Source organism: Arthrobacter sp. 2MCAF15 (assembly GCF_052115605.1).
In the GTDB taxonomy this organism is placed as follows: domain Bacteria; phylum Actinomycetota; class Actinomycetes; order Actinomycetales; family Micrococcaceae; genus Arthrobacter.
Genome location: NZ_JBFRGZ010000004.1, coordinates 88,021 through 107,823 on the forward strand (window position 1 = coordinate 88,021; position 19,803 = coordinate 107,823).

At 67.1% G+C, this 19,803-nt stretch carries 18 protein-coding genes; 6 read left to right on the top strand and 12 right to left on the bottom strand.

All coding sequences use genetic code 11. The annotated features are described in order from the left end of the window. Nucleotides 1–13: 13 nt before the first annotated feature. A complete protein-coding gene (locus AB4089_RS06370) occupies nucleotides 14–1,249 on the top strand; it encodes a saccharopine dehydrogenase family protein (RefSeq protein ID WP_441408454.1) in 1,236 nt (411 codons plus the stop codon). A 75-nt stretch (nucleotides 1,250–1,324) separates the two neighbouring features. Next, nucleotides 1,325–3,226, top strand: coding sequence for a primary-amine oxidase (locus tag AB4089_RS06375; RefSeq protein ID WP_441408455.1), 1,902 nt, complete (start codon nucleotides 1,325–1,327; stop codon nucleotides 3,224–3,226). Nucleotides 3,227–3,268: 42 nt separating this feature from the next. Here AB4089_RS06375 and AB4089_RS06380 read toward each other — a convergent pair whose 3' ends face one another. Continuing rightward, nucleotides 3,269–4,039 (bottom strand): alpha/beta fold hydrolase, encoded by a 771-nt coding sequence (locus AB4089_RS06380; RefSeq protein ID WP_441408456.1) that lies wholly within the window; start codon nucleotides 4,037–4,039, stop codon nucleotides 3,269–3,271. 172 nt (nucleotides 4,040–4,211) lie between these two features. On the opposite strand from AB4089_RS06380, the gene AB4089_RS06385 reads away from it, so the two are divergent. After that, nucleotides 4,212–5,417, top strand: coding sequence for an alanine racemase (locus AB4089_RS06385; RefSeq protein ID WP_441408457.1), 1,206 nt, complete (start codon nucleotides 4,212–4,214; stop codon nucleotides 5,415–5,417). Between the two features lie 3 nt (nucleotides 5,418–5,420). Here AB4089_RS06385 and AB4089_RS06390 read toward each other — a convergent pair whose 3' ends face one another. After that, nucleotides 5,421–5,705, bottom strand: coding sequence for a hypothetical protein (locus tag AB4089_RS06390; RefSeq protein WP_441408458.1), 285 nt, complete (start codon nucleotides 5,703–5,705; stop codon nucleotides 5,421–5,423). Between the two features lie 411 nt (nucleotides 5,706–6,116). Here AB4089_RS06390 and AB4089_RS06395 point away from each other — a divergent pair, with 411 nt between their 5' ends. Then, the gene (locus tag AB4089_RS06395; RefSeq protein ID WP_441408459.1) at nucleotides 6,117–6,488 is read left to right on the top strand and encodes a VOC family protein; all 372 of its coding nucleotides are present in this window, start codon (nucleotides 6,117–6,119) and stop codon (nucleotides 6,486–6,488) included. 60 nt (nucleotides 6,489–6,548) lie between these two features. Here AB4089_RS06395 and deoC read toward each other — a convergent pair whose 3' ends face one another. The 8 genes from deoC to AB4089_RS06435 form a co-directional block, all read right to left on the bottom strand. Continuing rightward, nucleotides 6,549–7,217, bottom strand: a complete 669-nt coding sequence (deoC, locus tag AB4089_RS06400) for a deoxyribose-phosphate aldolase (RefSeq protein ID WP_441408460.1) — start codon at nucleotides 7,215–7,217, stop codon at nucleotides 6,549–6,551. A 22-nt stretch (nucleotides 7,218–7,239) separates the two neighbouring features. Beyond that, nucleotides 7,240–9,243: an ABC transporter permease/substrate-binding protein gene (locus AB4089_RS06405; RefSeq protein WP_441408461.1), complete on the bottom strand. Its 2,004-nt coding sequence runs from the start codon at nucleotides 9,241–9,243 to the stop codon at nucleotides 7,240–7,242. Further along, a complete protein-coding gene (locus AB4089_RS06410) occupies nucleotides 9,240–10,730 on the bottom strand; it encodes a sugar ABC transporter ATP-binding protein (protein ID WP_441408462.1) in 1,491 nt (496 codons plus the stop codon). The genes AB4089_RS06405 and AB4089_RS06410 overlap by 4 nt, the downstream gene beginning before the upstream one ends. A gap of 1 nt (nucleotide 10,731) precedes the next feature. Then, nucleotides 10,732–11,136 carry a D-ribose pyranase gene (gene rbsD, locus AB4089_RS06415; protein ID WP_441408463.1) on the bottom strand — a complete coding sequence of 135 codons (405 nt, stop codon included), beginning with the start codon at nucleotides 11,134–11,136 and terminating at the stop codon, nucleotides 10,732–10,734. Between the two features lie 52 nt (nucleotides 11,137–11,188). Further along, on the bottom strand, nucleotides 11,189–12,163 hold the full coding sequence (locus tag AB4089_RS06420; protein WP_441408464.1) for a ribokinase: 975 nt from the start codon (nucleotides 12,161–12,163) through the stop codon (nucleotides 11,189–11,191). A gap of 34 nt (nucleotides 12,164–12,197) precedes the next feature. Then, nucleotides 12,198–13,268 carry a LacI family DNA-binding transcriptional regulator gene (locus AB4089_RS06425; RefSeq protein ID WP_441408465.1) on the bottom strand — a complete coding sequence of 357 codons (1,071 nt, stop codon included), beginning with the start codon at nucleotides 13,266–13,268 and terminating at the stop codon, nucleotides 12,198–12,200. 347 nt (nucleotides 13,269–13,615) lie between these two features. Continuing rightward, on the bottom strand, nucleotides 13,616–14,290 hold the full coding sequence (locus AB4089_RS06430) for an FMN-binding negative transcriptional regulator (RefSeq protein ID WP_441408466.1): 675 nt from the start codon (nucleotides 14,288–14,290) through the stop codon (nucleotides 13,616–13,618). Nucleotides 14,291–14,345: 55 nt separating this feature from the next. After that, nucleotides 14,346–15,311, bottom strand: a complete 966-nt coding sequence (locus AB4089_RS06435; protein WP_441408467.1) for a DMT family transporter — start codon at nucleotides 15,309–15,311, stop codon at nucleotides 14,346–14,348. Here AB4089_RS06435 and AB4089_RS06440 point away from each other — a divergent pair. After that, nucleotides 15,310–16,725, top strand: a complete 1,416-nt coding sequence (locus AB4089_RS06440; RefSeq protein WP_441408468.1) for an aminotransferase-like domain-containing protein — start codon at nucleotides 15,310–15,312, stop codon at nucleotides 16,723–16,725. The two genes, AB4089_RS06435 and AB4089_RS06440, sit on opposite strands and share 2 nt — an antisense overlap. A 60-nt stretch (nucleotides 16,726–16,785) precedes the next feature. Here AB4089_RS06440 and AB4089_RS06445 read toward each other — a convergent pair whose 3' ends face one another. Together AB4089_RS06445 and AB4089_RS06450 are read right to left on the bottom strand one after the other, a co-directional pair. Beyond that, nucleotides 16,786–17,223: a type II toxin-antitoxin system VapC family toxin gene (locus AB4089_RS06445; RefSeq protein ID WP_441408469.1), complete on the bottom strand. Its 438-nt coding sequence runs from the start codon at nucleotides 17,221–17,223 to the stop codon at nucleotides 16,786–16,788. Next, nucleotides 17,220–17,564 carry a YnfA family protein gene (locus AB4089_RS06450; protein WP_441408470.1) on the bottom strand — a complete coding sequence of 115 codons (345 nt, stop codon included), beginning with the start codon at nucleotides 17,562–17,564 and terminating at the stop codon, nucleotides 17,220–17,222. Before AB4089_RS06450 ends, AB4089_RS06445 begins: the two co-directional genes overlap by 4 nt. A 222-nt stretch (nucleotides 17,565–17,786) precedes the next feature. Here AB4089_RS06450 and ribA point away from each other — a divergent pair, with 222 nt between their 5' ends. Then, a complete protein-coding gene (gene ribA, locus AB4089_RS06455) occupies nucleotides 17,787–19,715 on the top strand; it encodes a GTP cyclohydrolase II RibA (RefSeq protein ID WP_441408471.1) in 1,929 nt (642 codons plus the stop codon). Nucleotides 19,716–19,803 lie beyond the last annotated feature (88 nt).

Below are 19,803 nucleotides of genomic sequence, written 5' to 3' on the forward strand. Positions count from 1 at the left end.
CTGAAGGACACCAATGAGGATCCTGTGCATCGGCGCCGGCGGCGTGGGTGGAGCAGCCGCAGGCATCGCGGCGCGCCGTGGCTTCTTCGAAGCATTCGTCGTCGCGGACTACGATGTGGCCCGTGCCGAATCTGTCGTTCAGTCCCTTCCGTCTGGCCTCAGGGAGCGCTTTGAGGCGGTGGCCCTGGACGCTTCGAGCAAGGGGGCGGTTGCCGATGCGATACGCCGGCATCGCATCACACACGTCTTCAATGCCGTTGATCCCCGCTTCGTGATGCCCATCTTCGAAGGGGCGGCGGAGGCCGGTGCAACATACCTCGATATGGCGATGTCGCTGTCGACGCCGCATCCCGAGGTGCCCTATCAGCTCCCTGGACTGAAGCTGGGTGATCTGCAATTTGACCAGTCGGGCGAATGGGAAGCCGCCAGCCGCCTGGCCTTGGTAGGAATGGGTGTCGAACCCGGCCTGTCCGATGTCTTTGCCGCCTACGCCCAGGAATTCCTGTTTTCCCGGATCGACGAATTGGCCGTCCGGGACGGGGCCAACCTGGTGGTTGAAGGTTACGACTTTGCCCCTTCGTTTTCGATTTGGACGACGATTGAGGAGTGCCTGAACCCGCCTGTCGTGTACTCATCCGAGCTTGGCTGGAGGACCACGGAGCCATTCAGCGAGCCCGAGGTCTTCGACTTCCCGGAGGGCATTGGGCCTGTCGAATGCGTCAATGTCGAACACGAAGAAGTGCTTCTCATGCCGCGCTGGATCGACGCCAAAACCGTGAATTTCAAGTACGGCCTCGGCAACGAATTCATCGAGGTGCTCCGGGTTCTGCACAAACTCGGTCTCGACTCCACCGAACCGGTGAACGTCAAAGGATCCTTGGTCAGTCCGAGGGACGTCGTTGCAGCGTGCCTCCCGGACCCTGCCACGCTCGGCCCGAAAATCACGGGCAAGACATGTGCGGGGGTCCTGGTCCGGGGCAAAGACAAGGAAGGCAATCCACGAAGTACCTACCTTTACCATGTGGCCGACAACGCATGGACGATGGAAAACTACGCCAGCCAATGCGTTGTGTGGCAAACGGCCATCAACCCGATCATCGCTCTCGAGCTGCTGGCCAGCGGGACATGGACAGGGGCAGGCGTCCTGGGGCCAGAGGCTTTCCCCGCCAAACCATTCCTGGATTTGATGGCCGCCCCCGAGCCTGAAGGATATGGCTCTCCCTGGCATATCAGGGAGGAAACGAACTAGGGACCCGCGAACGGTCCAGCGGCTCCGGGTTCATTGCCGGAGCAGGGCAACAAGATCTCGGAGAAGGAGAGCGCAGTGAACATTGCGGCCACGTTTCATCCACTGGATCCACTCAGCGCGGACGAGTTCCGTGCAGCGGCGGCCATGCTCGCCAGCGAGCAGGGCGTCACATTTCCTGCCTGGCGGCTGGCGGCCATTGAGCTGATCGAACCGGACAAGGCCGCCGTCGACGCCTTCGAAGCCGATGCCGACTCGGCCGCCCCCGATCGCATCGTCGGCGTGAACTGCTTCGAACGGTCCTCAAACAAGACCTACCAGGCGCGGCTGTCCCTGACTCGGGGGGTCGTCGACTCTTTTACCCATGTCCCGGGGGTCCAGGCGAACATGACCGTGGACGAGTGGGAAGAAGCTGACGCGGCGCTGCGCAGTGACCCGCGCGTGATCGCTGCGCTTGCCAAGCGAGGCATCACGGACCTGGCTCTGGTGTTCATGGACGTTTGGACCTACGGCCTGACAATGGTCCCGGAAAAGTACCAGGGCCGCCGGATCGGCTGGTCCGACACCTGGGTCCGTGCCCGTCCGGGAGCAAACCCCTATGCAGGTCCGGTCAACGGCTTCCACTGCATCATTGACCTGGCCTCCATGGAGCTGCTGGACATCGAGGACACTTTTGCGGTCGACCCTCCCGAGATCATGGGGGAATATGTCCCGGCGCTGATCCCGGAGCGGCTCCGCAACGCCAGCACGCGTGAACCCCTGAAGCCGCTGGAGATTGTTCAGCCGGAGGGGGTTTCCTTTCGTTTTGACGGCAATAGGGTCAGCTGGCAGAACTGGTCCATGCGCATCGGGTTCAACTACCGCGAAGGCATGACCATCCACCGGGTGAGGTATCGCGACGGAGGCCGGGAGCGGCCGATTGCGAACCGCTTGTCCTTCGCCGAAATGGCCGTTCCCTACCGGGACCCGAGTGACGACCACTACCGCCGCACCGCGTTCGACGTCGGCGAATGGGGTCTGGGATTCATGACGACGTCCCTGGAACTGGGCTGCGACTGTCTCGGAGAGATCAGGTATCTGGACGCGGTCATGCACAATTCGGCCGGGGAGCCCTTCACCATCAAGAATGCGATCTGTATTCATGAAGAGGACGCGGCGGTGCTGTGGAAGCACATGGACCATGACGGCGGCATGGAGGTGCGCCGCATGCGTCGACTGGTGGTTTCGTTCCATGTCACTGTGGCCAACTACGAATACCTGGTCTACTGGCGCTTCTACCAGGACGGGAACATCGAGTGCGAAGTAAGAGCCACTGGAATCATGGTGGTCACACATTTTGACGAGGGCCAGGAGCATCCGAGCGGAACCCTTGTGGACAACCGGACCTACGCGCCCTTCCATCAACACTTCCTGGTGGCCCGGCTCGACCTCGACATCGACGGTGCGGCCAACACGGTTTACCGCTCGGAAACCGAGATGGTCCCGATGGGTCCGGACAATCCGTACGGGCTCGCCCTGCATCAGAAAAAGACCCCCATCACGACCGAGGGGCACGACGACTATTCCTGGGAAACCCAGCGGGCATGGACGGTGACCAACGACAATTCAGTCAACGGACTGGGAACCCCGGTGTCCTACAAGCTGGTGCCTGGAGCGTCGTTCCCCGCATTCTTTGACCCGGCATCCCCGGTTTTCCAGCGCGCCGAGGTCATTGGGCACACGGTATGGGTGACGCCGAACGATGCCAACGAACGTTGGCCGGCCGGCGAGTTTGTGAACCAAGGAGCAGGCGGACTGGGAATGCCGGAATGGGTGCGGCAGGGCCGGTCCGTGGAAAACACCGACGTCGTGCTTTGGTACGTCTTCGGCATCCACCACATCCCGCGGCCGGAGGAGTGGCCTGTAATGCCGGCGGACACAGTTGCGTTCTGGCTCAAGCCGGTGGGCTTCTTCGACCGGAACCCGGCGCTGGACGTATAGGCCCCGGACCGGAGCGGCAGTTCGCCCGGGGCTTGCCCGCACTCAGGCGCCGAGGAAATCCCCGACTACGCGCCCGAGCTCCTCCGGATGCGTCCAGATCAGCGCGTGGTCGGCGGCGTCGATCACCACCAGGCGGGAACCGGGGATGCCGGCGTGGAGCATCCTCGCGTGATGGAACGGCACCGCCTGGTCGTTCGCGGCCGCGACGACGAGCGTCGGGCAGGCGATTTCGGCCAGCCGGGGCCTGCTGTCGAACGCCATCGCAGCCTTCCACGCGGATGCCATCGCCTGGGCGTCCTGCTCCGCCATGAGCGCGGCCAGCCAGCCGGTACGTTCGCTGCCCAGCTGTGGGGCCGCCTGGCCGGCTACCAGCCTGGCCAGCCGGCGCATCCCCATGACCCGGAGCGCCGGCGGCATCACATGGCCTTCGACCCACTCGCCCCAGGTGGCCATGTTGTACGCATAGCTGCACACGAGCACGAGGCGCTCGCAGAGCCCGGGATAGTGCAGGACCAGTTGTTGCGCGATGGCGCCCCCGTGCGAGTAGCCAAGGACGGCCGTGGAGTCGATGGCGAGATGATCCAGCAAGCGGGCCAGGTCCGCCGCCAGCTGCGTGGCCGTGTACGGAGGCGGAAGTCCCCGGCTCCGCCCGTGCCCGCGCAGGTCCGGAATGATCACCCGATGCCGGGCGGCGAGAGCCTCGACCACTGGGCCGAACATCTCGCCGGTGACCATCAACCCGTGTATGAGCAGCAAAGGCTTGCCCGAGCCGTGCTCGGTGAAGTGAAGCAAGTCAGTCGGTGCAGGGCTCATGTCACTCGCGCAGTCTCCTCTGAATCCGCGGGACCATGGCCCGAGTGTGACACCGCTTCTCCTTCGCAGGCAACTGGCCGAGTCCACCCGTGCGCTGGCGCTCCAGTAGATTTGTCCCAGTGTTGAAGCAATCAGTGCAGAAACTTTTGGGACTTAGGAACAGGGGAGTGGCGTGGGCAAGCTGATCGAGAGCCAAGACGGAGCCGAGGGCGAATTCGCGGTCAGGATTGTCACGGGCCCGGCGTATCCCCAGCTGCGGCTCAACAACGAGGCCCTCGAGAACAATATCCGGGTCATGGCGGCGTGGTGCCGGGACCGGGGCGTGGATCTCGCCCCGCACGTGAAGACAACCATGTCGGCACCGATCATCGAGCGGCAACTGGCCGCGGGCGCCGTCGGCGTCACCGTCGCCACCGTGGATCAAGTCGCCTCGGCACTGACGTGGGGACATAGCAACGTTCTGGTCGCCAACGAGATCGTCGACAAATTCGGACTGACCCGTGTCCGCACGTGGCTGGAGGAAGACCCTGCACGGGAGATCCGCTGCTTCGTCGACTCGGCGGCCGGGATCAGGACGGCGGGGGAAGTTTTCGACGGCGGTGCCACCGCCCTTGAGGTGCTGATCGACGTCGGAACACCCGGCGGGCGCACAGGGGTGCGGAGCCTGGACGACGGTCTGCTGCTGGCTGAGTTGGTCCGTGCCACGCCAGGCCTGAGGCTGGTGGGGGTCGCCGGCTACGAGGGCGTGGTGCCAAACAGCCGGGCTGAGGAGACGGTCGCGGCGGTGGACCGGCATTGCCAACTGGTGCGAGACATCTATCTGGCCGCGGCGGCGTTCTTCGAGACCGCCACTCCCATCTATTCAATGGGCGGATCCGCGTTCCCTGACCGGGTGGTGGAGTTCCTTCCCGACGCCGGCCAGGTCCCCGGAACACGGATCATTCTCCGATCCGGTTGCTACGTCACGCACGATCACGGAACCTACGCCGCCGTCAGCCCCGTCCCGGGACTCATCCCGGCGCTTTCTGTTCGCGCCGTCGTCGTGTCTACCCCTGAACCCGGTATGGCGGTTGTGGGGGCCGGCAAACGGGATCTTCCGTACGACGCCGGACTGCCGGTCTTCCTGTCGGCACGGACAGCGGACGGTGCCACAAAGAACGGCGCCGCCGCGGCGGTGCGCAATCTCTACGACCACCACGCAGTCCTCACCGACGCGACCGGGCTGGAGGTCACCGACACGGTGGATTTCGGGATATCCCATCCCTGCTCCGCATTCGATCGCTGGCCCGAATACGTCCTTACTGACGGCGACGGAGTCGACCTGGACGTGTGGCGCACCGATTTCCGCCGATCCTCCCTGGCGATGGATGACGCCTGACCCTTAACCCTTGAGGTGCTTGGTGAGGACTTCGAATTCCTCGACGCCCAGGATCTGCATGTGCTGCTCCGCGCTGGTCTCGGCGCGGATCTTGCCGGCAGCGTGCTCGCTGCCGGCAAGGGCGTCCGCGTCCTCCCACAGCGTGATAGACAGTGACTTGTTGTCCTTCCCAAGCAAGTAATAGATGCCCAGACATCCCGGCAGTTGGAGCACCCGGTTGACGGTGTCATCTGAGGGTGCCCCGGAGCTGTCCGGGCCGGGCTGGTACGTGCTGACGCGAGCGAACATGTTGGCCTCCTAGATCCAGGTCCAGCGGTTAGAGCGCCTGCCGCCCAACCTCCCACCAGTAAGGACCTGCCAGCGTGAATGCACAAGGTCGAAACGCGTTGCTGTGCCGATGCCCATCACGCGCCGTCATGAGGGGGCAGTCGTGGGGTTCCGCTACGGACGCGCACGGATGACGCGGAGATTCTCTGGCGCTGCTGGTATTCCCGTAGCGCCAGGCGTTTTGCGTGTCGGCAACGGGAAAGCGCAGCGAAAAGGGCTGCGACGAAGGCCCGAAGACCCTGTCCAGGTGCCGGTGAACGGTGCGACGATCCCTGGACAAGCGCGGTGACCCGGTTCCCAGTTCCGGCTCCCGGGTTCCCGGCGCGACGGACCGCCCGCACCGATCGGGTGGGTCTACCGAGGAGGCATCTGATGATTTCTGCCACGATGGTTGTTGCCACAATTCCGGTCACGGACCTGGAACGGGCGAAGGCGTTCTACGGCGAAACCCTCGGCCTGACATTCTTGTGGGAAACCCCTGTGGGCGTACGGTACCGCTGCGGAACCGCCAGCGAAATATCAATTTTCAAGCGCCCGCCCGTCGCCACGGAGCACACCCAAGCGCACTTCGAGGTGGAGGATATCGAGGCCGTGGTCCAGGACCTGAGCGCCAGGGGCGTCGAATTCCTGGACTATACCGAAGGGCCCTTGGCGACCACGGGCCACATCGCGCAGCTCGGCCCCGCTAGGGGTGCGTGGTTCCGTGATCCTGACGGCAACACACTCGGGCTGCGCCAGGGTTAGAAGCTGATCCCTGCCGCGGCCCAGGCTGCAGAGCCCGGACCGCGGCATTGGCCCGTGCGCTCAGTAACCGGTGCTGCGTCCGCCGCTGAGGACGTCCTCGGTGCCTGAGAGCCCCAGCCGGGTGGCGCCGGCGGCGATCATGGCCTGCGCGGTGGCCCAGTCGCGGATTCCGCCGGAGGCTTTGACGCCCAGGCGCGGGGCAACGGCCCGTGCCATCAGTTCCACCGCGTGCACCGTGGCGCCGCCGTCGGGGTGGAAGCCGGTGGAGGTCTTCACGAAGTCGGCTCCGCTGCTTTCGGCGGCCGCACAGCAACGCACGATCTGCTCATCGGTCAGCGCCGCCGTTTCCAGGATCACCTTGAGCACCGTGGGGGCCGGAACGGCCTCGCGGACGGCGGCGATGTCCCGTTCGACGGCGTCGTAGTCGCCGGCCCGGACGGCGCCGACGTCGATGACCATGTCGATCTCGTCGGCTCCGCTGCGCACGGCCTCGCGGGCTTCGGCGGCCTTGACGCTGCTGTGGTGCTTGCCCGAAGGGAACCCGCACACGGCGGTGACCCGTATGCCGGCCGCGGGCAGCGGAAGCATCGACGGCGAGACGCACACGGAGTAGGCGCCCAGCCGGGCTGCCTCGGCGGCAGCGTGCTCAGCCTCGGCGCGGGTTCCCGTGGATTGCAGGAAGGTGTGGTCCACGATCGCGGCCAGGCCGGCCGCATGCAGTTCATTCATGATTCTCCTTGGATCTGAGGGGTTACTTGCAAGTGGCGAGGTCGCCGATGCCGCGCAGGTAGGAGCAGAACTTCTCCACTCCGCTGCCGGTCACGAGCCGGCCCTGAAGGACCCGGGACTCCTCGACTTTTTCGCCGGTGGCAACGGCATGGCCGATCTTGGCGACTTCCTGGCCGAGGGCGAACGGCGACTCGGCGTTCGTGGCGTACATTTCGCCGCTCTTCACGGCCGCCAGGGCGTCCCCGATGCCATCGTTTCCGACGATCTTGATCGAGGACAGCAGGCCCCGGGACTTCGCGGCAGCCACCGCCCCGAGCGCCATTTCGTCGTTGGCACCATAGATGCCGGTGATGCCCGGATTGGCTTGGAGGATGTTGGTGGTGACGTCCAGGGCCTTGCCGCGGTCGAAGTCCGCGGACTGCACTGCCACAACGTCAACGCCGGGGCATTCCTTCATTCCGGCCTTGAAACCCTCGGACCGGTCCCGCGCCACGCTGGTGCCGAGCAGGCCCTGCAGTTCGGCCACCTTGCCGGAGCCGCCGACAGCCTCGCAGAGCGCCTTGGCGCCGTTCTTGCCGGCCTGGACGGCGTCATAGCCGATGAAGGCGGCCAGCTTGCCCTGATCCGGAACGCGGTCGAAGGCGACCACGGGCACATCGGCCTGGTTGGCCTTGACGGTAATCGATCCGCCTGCCTCGCTCGAGGTGGGGTCCAGGAGCAGCACGCCGGGCTTCTTCACCAGCGCGGTGGTGGCCTGGTTGAGCGAGGAAGTGTCGTTATTGTTGGCGTTCTGCACGTCCAGGGTCACGCCCAGCTTGGCCGCCTGGTCCTTGGCGCCGTCGCCGACCGAGACGAAGAACGGGTTGTTGAGCGTGGAGATGACCAGTGTGGCCGATTTCTGCTGCGCTCCCGCGCTTCCGGAGTCCGCGCCGCGGACGGCCGTGGTGATGCCGGCACCGACCACCAGCAGGCCCACCACGGCGAGCATGGCAACCTTCGGAAGAAGCGGCGCCGGGGCGGACGCGCCGGTTCCGGCCGCCGTCGTCGATGCTGCTGTCGGTGCTGCCGCCTTTGCGGGGGAGGCCCGGAAGATGCGCATCAGGACCCCGGAGTTCCGGTCCACGAACACGGCCAGCAGGATCACGGCGCCCTTGACGACGCTCTGCAGGAACGGGGAGACGTTGAGCAGGTTGAGGCCGTTGTCGATCATTGCCAGCAGGACGGCGCCGACCAGGGTGCCCAGCAGTGCACCGCGTCCGCCGGAGAGGCTGGTTCCGCCGATGATCACCGCGGCGATGGCGGCGAGCTCGAGGCCGGTTCCCGCGGTGGGCTGGGCCGTGCCGAGCCGTGCCGTGAGGATGAAGCCGGCGGTGGCGGCGAGGACGCCGGAGATCATGAACGCGACGATCTTGACCCGGTCGGTGCTGATGCCGGCCAGTCGTGCGGCGTCGGCGTTGTCGCCGGTGGCGTACAGCTCACGGCCGTACCGGGTGCGGGCCAGAATGTAGCCGAACAGCACACCGAGGACCAGCATGATCCAGATGGGTGTGGGTATGCCGAGGAGGTTGCCCTGCCCCAGGGCCAGGAACATCGCGTCGGTGACCTTCACCGGGTTGCCCTGCGAGAACTGCAGCGTCAGCCCGGCGAAGATGGACATCGTGGCCAGGGTGGCGATGAACGAGGGCATCTTGGCTTTGGTGACAAGCAGCCCGTTAATCAGGCCCGCCAGCGCGCCGATGGCGAGGCCCGCGGCCAGCCCGGCAACGGGACCGTATTGGCTGATGACCGTGGCGGTGGTGATCGCGCTGAAGCCCAGGACCGCGCCGACGGAGAGATCGATCTCGGCGAGGATGATCACGTAGGTCTGCCCGGCCGCGATCAGGGCGACGACGGCGGCCGTCAGCAGGACGTTGAGCATGTTGGACGGTTGCAGGAACAGCGGCGTGGCAAAGACGAGCGCTATGGCCACGAACGCGAGCATCCAGACCGCGCGCAACTGGTCGTTGAAGAGGGATATCTTTTTCATCGGGTTAGGGTCTCCATTGCGTGTTCCAGGACGGACTGCTGGGTCAGGGCGTCGGAGGTCAGTTCAGCGTTGATGCTGCCTCCGCGCATGACCAGCACCCGGTCCGACATTTCGACTAGTTCGGGCAGGTCTGATGAGACCAGGACGACGGCGACGCCCTGGGCGGCGACGTCGTTGATGATGGAGTAGATCTCGGCCTTGGCGCCCACATCCACGCCGCGGGTGGGTTCTTCCATCAGCAGGATCGCCGGGTTGCTCAGCAGGCAGCGGGCCAGGAGGACCTTCTGCTGGTTGCCGCCGGACAGGGTTCCGACGGCGTCGTCCACGCTGGTGCATTTGACGCTGAGGCGCGCGGAGATCTCCTGGCACCGGTCCCGTTCGCGCTTCAGGGCCACAATCCCGTTCCGGGTGATCGCGCCGAGCGTGGCCAGGGACTCGTTGTGCGAGATCGGCTGGGCAAGGGTGAGGCCCTCCGCCTGCCGGTCCGGGGTCAAATAGGCGACTCCGGCGCTGATGGCGTGCCGCGGAGATTTCAGGGCGAGCGGCTTGCCGTCGATGCTGACGGATCCGGCGGCGTTCTCGAGTCCGAACAGGGCCCGCAGGACCTCTCCCTTGCCGCTGCCCATGACGCCGCCGATGCCGAGCACTTCGCCGGCATGGACTTTGAAGGACACGCCGTTGACGCCGGCCGATTCCAGGTCCTGGACCTCGAGCCGGACGCGGTCCGTGGCGTGGTGTTCCTTGGGGTAGAAGTTCTCCACCTCGCCGCCCACCATGGCGGCCACGACGCCGGCCTCGGTCAGTTCGGCCGCGGTTCCGGTCGTGGACACCCGGCCGTCGCGCATCACCACGATGCGGTCGGACAGGGCGAAGACTTCGGGGAGCCGGTGGCTGATGTAGATGACGGCGACGCCGGCGGCCTGGATCTTGCGCACCTGGGCGAACAGGAGTTCGGACTCCCGGTCGTCCAGGGCCGCGGTGGGTTCGTCGAGGATGAGCAGCTTCACCGAGTGGTTGAGGCAGCGGGCCAGCTGTACCAGCTGCTGCTGGCCGAAGCTGAGCTTCCCGACGGGAAGGCGGGTGTCGACGTCGATCCCCACCTGGCTGAGCAGCTCGGCGGCTCGGGCGTGCATCTTGTCCTTGTTGACGAACAGTTTGCCGAACTCGCCGGTGCCGTCGTGGGCAAAGAGGTTGGAGGCGACATCCAGCTGCGGGAAGAGGTTGTTCTTCAGTTCCTGGTAGATGACCTGGATGCCGGCCGCCATGGCGTCTTGCGGGCCGCTGAACTTCCGCAGCTCGCCGTCGATGGAGAGCTCACCGGAGTCGGGCTGGTAGGCCCCGGCGATGATCCGGGTCAGGGTGGATTTGCCGGCCCCGTTTTCGCCGACCAGGGACACGATTTCGCCGGCTGCGATGCTGAGGTCGACGCCGCGGAGCACACGGTTCGGCCCGAAAGACTTGGTGATGCCGCTGAGGGTGACCGTCATGTCAGTACACCACCCCTGCCACGAGGATCACGTTGGCGTACGGGGTGAATTCGCCGGACCGGACGGCGGCCTTGGACGACTTGCTCCGCTGTTTGAAGGCCGTGTGAGGGACCAGTTCAAGCGGGATGCCGTGCCTGCCGAGGCGTTCCTTTAGGGCCTCGAGGAGGTCCGGGCTGTGCTCGGCGATCTCGGCGGCCGCGATGGCGCCCTCGGCCTGGACTTCGGCCAGGACGACGTCCAGGCATTCCAGGAACCGCGGGACGTTTTCCGTCAGGGCGAGGTCGATCCGTTCGACGCCGGCCGGGATCGGCAGGCCGGCGTCGGTCACGACGAGCTCGTCGGTGTGGCCCAGTTCGGAGATGACCCGGGAGAGGGCCGCGTTGAGGGTACCGCTGTTCTTGCGCATAGTTGCTCCGCTGCGTTGAGGAGGGATGGGACTTCTGTGTGGGGGACTGCGGCTAGCGTGCGGCGGCCGGCTGCCGTTCGAGGAAGGCGGCAATGGCTGCGCGCTGCGGCAGGCTCGGGCTCGCGCCGGCGACCGTGACGGCCAGCGCGCCGCCGGCCATGGCACGGCGCAGCGACTGGTCCCAGTCCAGTCCTTCGGCCAGCGCGCTGCCCAGCACCCCTGCAAAGGCGTCGCCCGCGGCCGTGGTGTCCACCGCGGTCACGGGGAAGGGTTCCTGCACGCTCACGGCTGTGCCCTCGGGGGACGTCCGTTCGACGACGACGGCGCCTGCGCCGGCCAGGGTGACGACGGCCCGCTGCACCCCGCGGTCCGTGAACCAGCGCCCGGCGGCGACGGCCGATTCCTGGTCAGTGACGGTGATCCCGGTAATGAGCCGCGCCTCCGTCTCGTTGGGGGTGACGATGTCCACGTTGGGCCAGAAGTCCGGGTCCAGTGCCCCCGCTGGGGCCGGAGCCGGGTCCAGGATGACTGTGATGCCGCGTGCCTTGCATTGGCGAGCCGCCTCCAGGGCGGATTCGTGCGGGATCTCCAGCTGGATGAGCGCGACGGCGGCGGATTGCGCGGCGCTGGCCAGGGACTGACGGATGTGTTCGGGGCTCAGCCGGGCGTTGGCCAGCGGGATCATCACGATGTCGTTTTCCGCCGAGGCGTCGACGCGGATGTGGGCGATTCCGGTGGGGCCTTCGGTCTTGAGCACATGCCTGGTGTCGATGCTTTCCTCGGCGAGGGTGCCGAGCACGAGCCCGCTGAACGCGTCATCGCCCACGCAACCGACAAGGGACACGTGGCTGCCGGCGCGTGCCGCGGCCAGCGCCTGGTTGGCGCCTTTGCCGCCGAGGACCATGGTGAAAGCGTTGCCGAGCACGGTTTCGCCCGGCTGCGGCAGGCGGTCGCTGAAACTGGTCAGGTCACAGGTGATGCTGCCGATCACCATTACATTCCCGATTCCGGGCATAGCTGTAGTCATGGGGTTCCTTAAAGGGCTGTGGTTGAGGTGGGAGTCAGTTGGCGGCCGGAGCCGCGCAGGATTGCCGGATGATCAGGCTGACCGGCAGGACTTTGTGCCCGAGCGGGGGCTGATGGGCGCTGCCGAAGTGTTCAATCCGCCGCAGGAGGAGATCTGCGGCGGCATGGCCCTCGGCGATGGCGGGCCGGGAGATGACGGTGACGGGCGCCGGCAGCAGTTCCGCAAGTTCAAAGTCGTCAAAGCAGATGAAGGAGAGGTCTCCGGGAATGGACACTCCGGCGGCGTGGAAGTACAGCAGGGCTCCCTGGGCCATGGTGTTGTTGGCGGCAAACACGGCCGTGATCCCGGCAGGCCCGTCGGGCCGCTTCTGGCTGGTCGGGCCCTGCCCGACCAAACCGTGCCCGATCAAACCCTGCCCGATCATTTCCTGGGCTGCACGGCGGCCGAAGTCCCTGCTGAATTCGCCGATCTTGATGGCCTCGGCCGGGACAGTGATGCCTGCGGCCGCGAGGGTCTCCAGAAAGGCCTGGTGCCGTGCGCGGCCGGGAACGGTGTCCTGCCGGCCGCTGATGATGCCGATCCGCCGGTGGCCGAGTGACAGGAGGTAGTCCGCGGCCGCCTTGGCCCCGCTCGCGTTGTCCACGTGCACGAGGTCGAAGCCGGGCTCCTCGCCCACGGACCGGTCGATCAGGACCACCGGTTTGTTGAGGTCGGCCAGCAACCGGCGGGTCCGGTCGCCTTCCTCCGCCGGAACGATCGCGACGGCGTCGACGGCGTCGACCAGGTTGCCCAGCAGTTCCGATTCCGCGCTGAACTGCTCATCGCTGCTGGCCACGATAATGCGGAATCCCCGGGTCATGACCCGTTCCTCGATGCCGCGGACCAGCGCGGCGAAGTACGGGTTGGAGATGTCCGGGACAATCACCGCGATGCAGTGATGCTTGCCCAGGCGCAGCCCGCGCGCGCTGGCGTTTGGCCGGTAGCCGAGGTCGCTGATGGCCTGGCGGATGGCCTCGGCGCTGCGAACGTTCTCGCCCGCCAGCATGCGGGACACGGTGGCGATTGAGACGCCGGCGAGCTTGGCCACGTCATGGATGTTTGCCACGGATGCGCTCTCCTTTGAGTCTGCCGGGTCTGCTGTTCCGGCCCCTCCCGGACCGTCTTGGGGCGCCGGCTGTGAAGCAAACCACTCCGGCACCGATTACTGTAAACGTTTTCAGAAGAGTTCACAAGAGGGCAGTTCAGGACAGTGCTTTCGGCGCCGGCGTGACCTTGGCGGGGCGGGGATGGGGGCCTGGAGGGGTTCCGCTAGGGAAACGGACGCGTGACGCGGAAAAGGTCCGGCGCTGCGCGGATAACCGTAGCGCCGGACCTATTGCGTGTCACCGGTACGAAAACCTAGCGAAAACGATAGGACTGAAGGCGCTGAAAATGTGTGTGCCCGGCCCTGGCTCAGTCCGGTGGCAGGGCCGAGGCGTCGGAGTGGGGGCATCGCGGCTGGTCGCGGACCTCGCGGGCCGATTCGACGTCGGCGGCGCTTTCCGTCTGCCCGCGGGCCCGCAGCCCTGCCACCACGCCGTCAATGTCGGCGTCGGGCCGGTTCTGGCTGAGCTTGTTCTTGGCCTCGATCCGGGTGATGAGAAGTTCGACGCCGACGATCGCCCGCAGTTGGCCGGCAATGTAGCGCTCGGGCGCATCATCGACACTCCAGGGCCGCACCGAGCCGGCTTCATTGTGGTCGCTCAGCTGCCGTACGTGGCCGGCGAGCCAGTCCGGATCGTCGTGGATGACGAGGTTGCCGTACACATGGGCGGTGGAATAGTTCCACGTCGGAACGACGCGTCCGTGCTCTGCCTTCGATGGATACCACGTCGGCGAGATGTAGGCGTCCGCGCCCTGGATGATGGCCAGGGATTCTCCGGCGGCAGGCTCGGTGCATTGGGGGTTGTTGCGGGCGAGGTGCCCGTGCAGCGCACCGTGTTCACCGGACGTCGGGTCGAACACAAAGGGAATGAGCGTGGCCAGGATGCCTTTCGGGGTCGCTGTGATCAGGTTGGCGGCGGCCGGACGGCGGAGCAGCTGCTGGACGGAATCGGGGCCGGCGGCGAAATGTGCGGGAATGTACACGGGGATCCTCCATTCGGCTCGGGCTGCGGTGTTGCAGCGCGGGGCGGAGTTTGAGTCAGCGGGACTGTTTTGCCGCCACGCCCGTCACCGCCTTGGCCCTTTGCGGCGCGGACCGTGAACGGACGGCCAGGCCGGCGCAGAGAACCACCGCGGCGCCGCCGACGATGGTGGTCCAGGTCAGCTCCTCGCCCAGGATCAGTCCGGCCCAGCCGATGCTCAGCACGGGCTGGACGAGTTGGATCTGGCTAACCTGTGCCATGGGGCCGATGGCGAGGCCCTGGTACCAGGCGAAGAAGCCGAGGAACATGCTCACGACCCCAAGGTACGCGAAGGCCGCCCATTGCACAGGAGTGCCGGCTGGCGGCTGCCCGGCCGTGGAGAAGACCACGAGTCCCACCATGAGGGGAGAGGCGAGAACCAGTGCCCACGAGACGGTCTGCCAGGCGCCCAGTTCGCGGGCCAGCTTGCCGCCTTCGGCGTAGCCGACCGCCGCGGCCGCCACGGCACCGAAGAGCAGCGGGTCCGCCTGGTGCAGTTCTCCAATGCCGCCCGACTGCGCGGACGCGAACCCAATGGCCGCAACCGCTCCGACGCCGGTGATGATCCAAAGCGTGACGGACGGGCGTTCGTGGCCGCGAAGGACTGCCATCACTGCCGTCGCCGCCGGGAGTAGCGCTATGACGACGGCGCCGTGGCTGGCGGGAACGGAGGCGAGGGCGAAGGAGGTCAGCAGCGGGAATCCGACAACCACTCCGGCGGCGACGACGGCGACGCGCGCCCACTGCGCGCCGCGGGGCGGGCGCTGCCGGGTCAGGGCGAGGGCACACGCCGCGAGAATGGCGGCGACGACGGCCCGGCCCGAACCGATGAAAAGCGGAGACAGTCCGGCAACCGCCACCCGGGTGAACGGAACCGTGAAGGAGAAGGCCGCGACGCCGAGGAGCCCCCACCACATGCCGGTTGCCGGCCGGGAGGATATCGGTTGGTCAATAACCGTAGTAGCGCTACTATTGTCTCTCATGAATAACGATAGCACCTCGCAAATGCTGACTCGGCTCCGGGGGTGGATTTCAGGGGCCGCACCCGGCGCCCGGCTGCCGTCCACGCGGTCCTTGGTTGCCGAGTACCAGGCCAGTCCCGTGACGGTGCAGAAGGTGCTCCGCACGCTCGCCGCGCAGGGCCTGATCGAGAGCCGTCCCGGCGTCGGAACCTTTGTGCGGTCCGTCCGAACCGCCCGGCCGGCGGACTACGGCTGGCAGACGTCCGCGCTGGGCTCACCCCAGGCGCCGCTCAGGCCCGTATCGGCGGCGATGCGCACCGCGCCGAACGACGTCATCGCCTTCCACTCGGGCTACCCGGACCGGGAGCTCCTTCCGGAGCGCTTGGTGCGGGCGGCCCTGACCCGGGCGGCCCGCAGCGAGGCGGCAATATCCTGCCCGCCCGTGGCCGGGCTGCCGGACCTGCAGTCCTGGTTTGCGCACGAACTCCGCGATGCCACCCCGGCCGGGGTGGCGCCACCAACACCAAGCGACGTGATTGTGCTGCCCGGCAGCCAGAGCGGGCTCAGTTCCGTGTTCCGGGCACTCGTGGGCAGCGGGCAGCCAATGCTGGTGGAATCCCCGACATACTGGGGCGCCATCCTGGCGGCGACCCAGGCCGGCGTCAGGGTTATTCCGGTGCCCAGCGGCCCCGAGGGACCGGACCCCGACGCGCTGGCCCGTGCCTTCGAGGAGACCGGAGCCCGGCTCTTCTACGCCCAGCCCAACTACGCGAACCCCACCGGCGCGCAATGGACGGCGCGTGTGGCTGAGCAGGTGCTGGAAGTGGTCCGCTCCCACGGGGCGTTCCTTGTTGAAGACGATTGGGCGCATGACTTCGGCATCACCACCGATGCCGCGCCCGTGGCCGCCCGCGACGATTCCGGCCATGTGGTCTACATTCGCTCGCTGACCAAGAGCGTGTCGCCGGGCATCCGCATCGCTGCGGTAATCGCCCGCGGCCCGGCACGTGAGCGCATTCTGGCCGCCCGGGGAGCCGAGTCGATGTATGTCAGCGGTGTACTCCAGGCGGCCGCCCTCGACGTCGTGACGCAGCCGGGGTGGCAGACCCACCTGCGCGGACTGCGCCACCAGCTCCAGGCCCGACGGGACCTGCTGGTCAGCAGCCTGCGGGAGCTTGCGCCCCTGGCCCACGTCGAGCACCTCCCCAGGGGCGGGCTGAACCTCTGGGCGCGCCTGCCGGACGGGACCGACGTCGACCGGCTCGTCCGCGACTGCGAGGCCGCCGGCGTCATCATCGCCGCCGGCACCGAATGGTTCCCGGCCGAGCCAGCGGGGCCGTTCATTCGACTCAACTACGCCGGAGCCAACCCGGGTGCCTTTAGGGAGGGCGCGCGGATCCTCGGCGAAGTGATGGACCTCACGGCCGGCCGGTAGACGGTACCAGGCGCGTTAGACTCTTCGGCTCTCAGGGCCGGCGTCCTGTGCCTGCGCTGCTTAGAGGCCCGCGCTTGGTTTGGAGTCCGTGGCGCGGGCGAGCAACACCCTGGGCTCCGCGATGCTGACCAGCCCCTGCACGGCCCTGGCCAGCCCGGCGTCGAGCGTCACGAACGCGTCCGCCTGAAGCCGGGTCAGTGCCACGTATTCGGCGTCGAAAGTGTCATCCCATCCCAGCTGATCGGCGAGCCGCCACGCGGCGCGCTGCAAGACGCGGTCCCCGAGAAGGCGGATGCGAAGGCCCCGCAGGTAGTCGAGCTGACGGTCGGCATCTGCCTGGGTCACGTCGCCGCGCCGGACTGCCTGGTACAGGAGCGAGAGCACATGTGAGCGAAGAAGAGTCGGCGCCACGAGCTGGTGGTCCTGGGCGATCGCCGCTTCCTGGCGGGCGAGATACAGGGCCACATCCGGGCCAATCACGAACCGGGTCATGGTCATCGACCGCCCGCGTCGCGGGGAACGAACATGATGATGGCCACCCCGAGGAGGCAGATCGCCGAGCCCAGGACGTCCCACCGGTCCGGCCGGAACCCGTCGAAGACCACGCCCCAGGCCAGCGAGCCGGCCACGAAGACGCCGCCGTACGCGGCAAGGATGCGTCCGAAGTGCGCGTCCGGCTGCAGCGTCGCGGCGAAGCCATAGATACCCAAGGCCACTACCCCCAGTCCGGCCCACCACCAATCCCGGCCCTCGCGGACGGACTGCCAGACGAGCCAGGCCCCGCCAATTTCAGCTGCCGCCGCCAGGACGAACAGCAGGATGGTTTTTGCGATAGTCACGACTGCATCATGCCACTGCCCTGCCGCTTGTTCGTGCACCCCCGCCTGTGCGCACCCGCCCGCGATGCAGGCCGATCTCCTCCATCGGGTCCTTCACACGGAGACTCCTCTTGCGTGACCGGCCACGCGACCGTATAACTTTAAGCTTCAAGTAAAGTTTTGGGGAAGGCCGAAAGAGCTCGACGCCGGCTGCACCCCTTACCGAAGACCTGAGGACCTGAGATGAGCACTGTGTCAGAGACCATCGCCCGGGCGGCCACCGCTCCCGCAGCTGCTGTGCGCAGCCGGGTTTCGGTGCCGCTCCGCTTTCCGGACGGCTTCACCGCCGATGCCGAGGTGATGACCTTCAGTGGGCTCGCGGACGGAAAGGAGCACCTGCTGCTGGGCCTCGGCGACTGGGAGCGGGCAGTGCGGGACGATGCGCCGGGTAGCGCGGGACCCCTGGTGCGGCTGCACAGTGAGTGCCTGACCGGGGATGTTTTCGGCAGCCAGCGGTGTGACTGTGGCCCGCAGCTGCGCGAGGCCGTGGAGCGGATCGCCGACGCCGGCGGATTCCTGCTCTACCTCCGCCAGGAAGGCCGGGGCATCGGCCTGTATTCCAAGCTCGATGCCTATGCCCTCCAGGACGGCGGGCTGGACACCTACGAGGCCAACCTCGCCCTGGGCCATGGCGAAGACGAGCGGGACTACACGGCCGCGGCCCAGATGCTGGTCGCCCTGGGCGCCGGCGCGGTGCGCCTGCTCAGCAACAACCCGGACAAGGCTGCCCAGCTGAGGGACCTTGGCGTCGACGTTTCCGCGCAGGTCGCCACCGGCGTCCATGCCTCTCCGGCCAACCTCCGGTACCTGGCGGCAAAGCGCGACCACACCGCCCACACGCTCGTGCTGCCGTCCGACGCCGGAGCTGCCCTGCATGATGAGCCGCTCGCCATGCCGAAACTCAGCGCCCGCGCCGAACCCGCGGCCCGTGCCGGCGCTTCGGCACCTGCCGCTGTCCCATCACGCGAAGAGATGCTCGCCCGGGTCCAGGGGCTTGTTCCGGCCCTGCGTGAGCGGGCCGCGGAGACGGAGAGGCTTCGCCGCATCCCGGACTCCACCATGGCTGAACTGCGGTCGGCCGAACTCTTTCACCTGCTTTCCCCCAAGGCCGTTGGGGGATATGGAATGGACGTGGAGACCTACGGTGAAGTGGTCCGCCGGCTCGCCCGGGGCTGCGCCTCCACGGCCTGGACGGCGGGCCACCTGATCGAGCATGTCTGGATGCTCGCCCGGTGGCCGCGGCGGGCGCAGGAGGAGGTGTTCGCGGCCGGCCCGGCTCCGTTGGCGGCCGCCACCGGTGCGCCGGCCGGTGTGGCAGACAAGGTCCCCGGAGGCTACGCCATCACAGGCCGGTGGAGCTTTGCCTCCGGAGTCATGCACTCCGGGTGGGCCCTGCTGGCCGCACAGCACGGCGGGGTGCGCCTGCAGTGCCTGGTTCCGCTGGCCGACGTCGAGGTCCTCGACGTTTGGGAGACGGCCGGCCTGCGGGGGACCGGAAGCAACGACATCCGCGCCAAGAACCTGTTCGTCCCGCAGCATCGAACGCTGGACTGGGACCTCCTGGGCGCGGAGGCCAACCCGGGCAGTGAGATTCACCGGGATCCACTGATCCACACTCCCATGGGCCCACTCCTGAACATGGTCGCTCCGGCCGCCGCCCTGGGCTCTGCGGAGTACGCCGTCGAACTGTTCCGCGAGCTGATGATGGTGCGCAAAGTCAAGCACACGGTGGAGGCGCGGCAGGCCGACGCGCCGCTCGCGCAGGTCCGCTATGCCCAGGCCTACGGCCTGGTGGCCACAGCCCGGTTGCACTGGCAGGAGGCAATCCGGGTGGTCGCAGCCTCTCATAGCCGCCGGCCCGCAACCATGACGGACCGGGAGCGCGGGGAATACCGCCTTTCCCTTGCTCTGAGCGGCGAGGCGTCGGCGGAGGCGGTTCGGTTGGTCATGGCGGGATCCGGCGGGAGCGTCCACCGGCTGTCGCACCCGCTCCAGCGGATCCAGCGCGACATCAACGTCCTGATGAACCATGCGGCGCTCACCAGGGATCCCGTCCTCGAGCAGTCGGGCCGCGGCCTCCTTGGCCTCGGGTTCACTGTGCCCTCGTTCTGATTGTGCCCTCGTTGTGACAGTGCCCCCGTTCCGGCGGGGCAGGCGTCGGACAATACACTTGAAGCTTCAATGAAAACGGGTTACGATA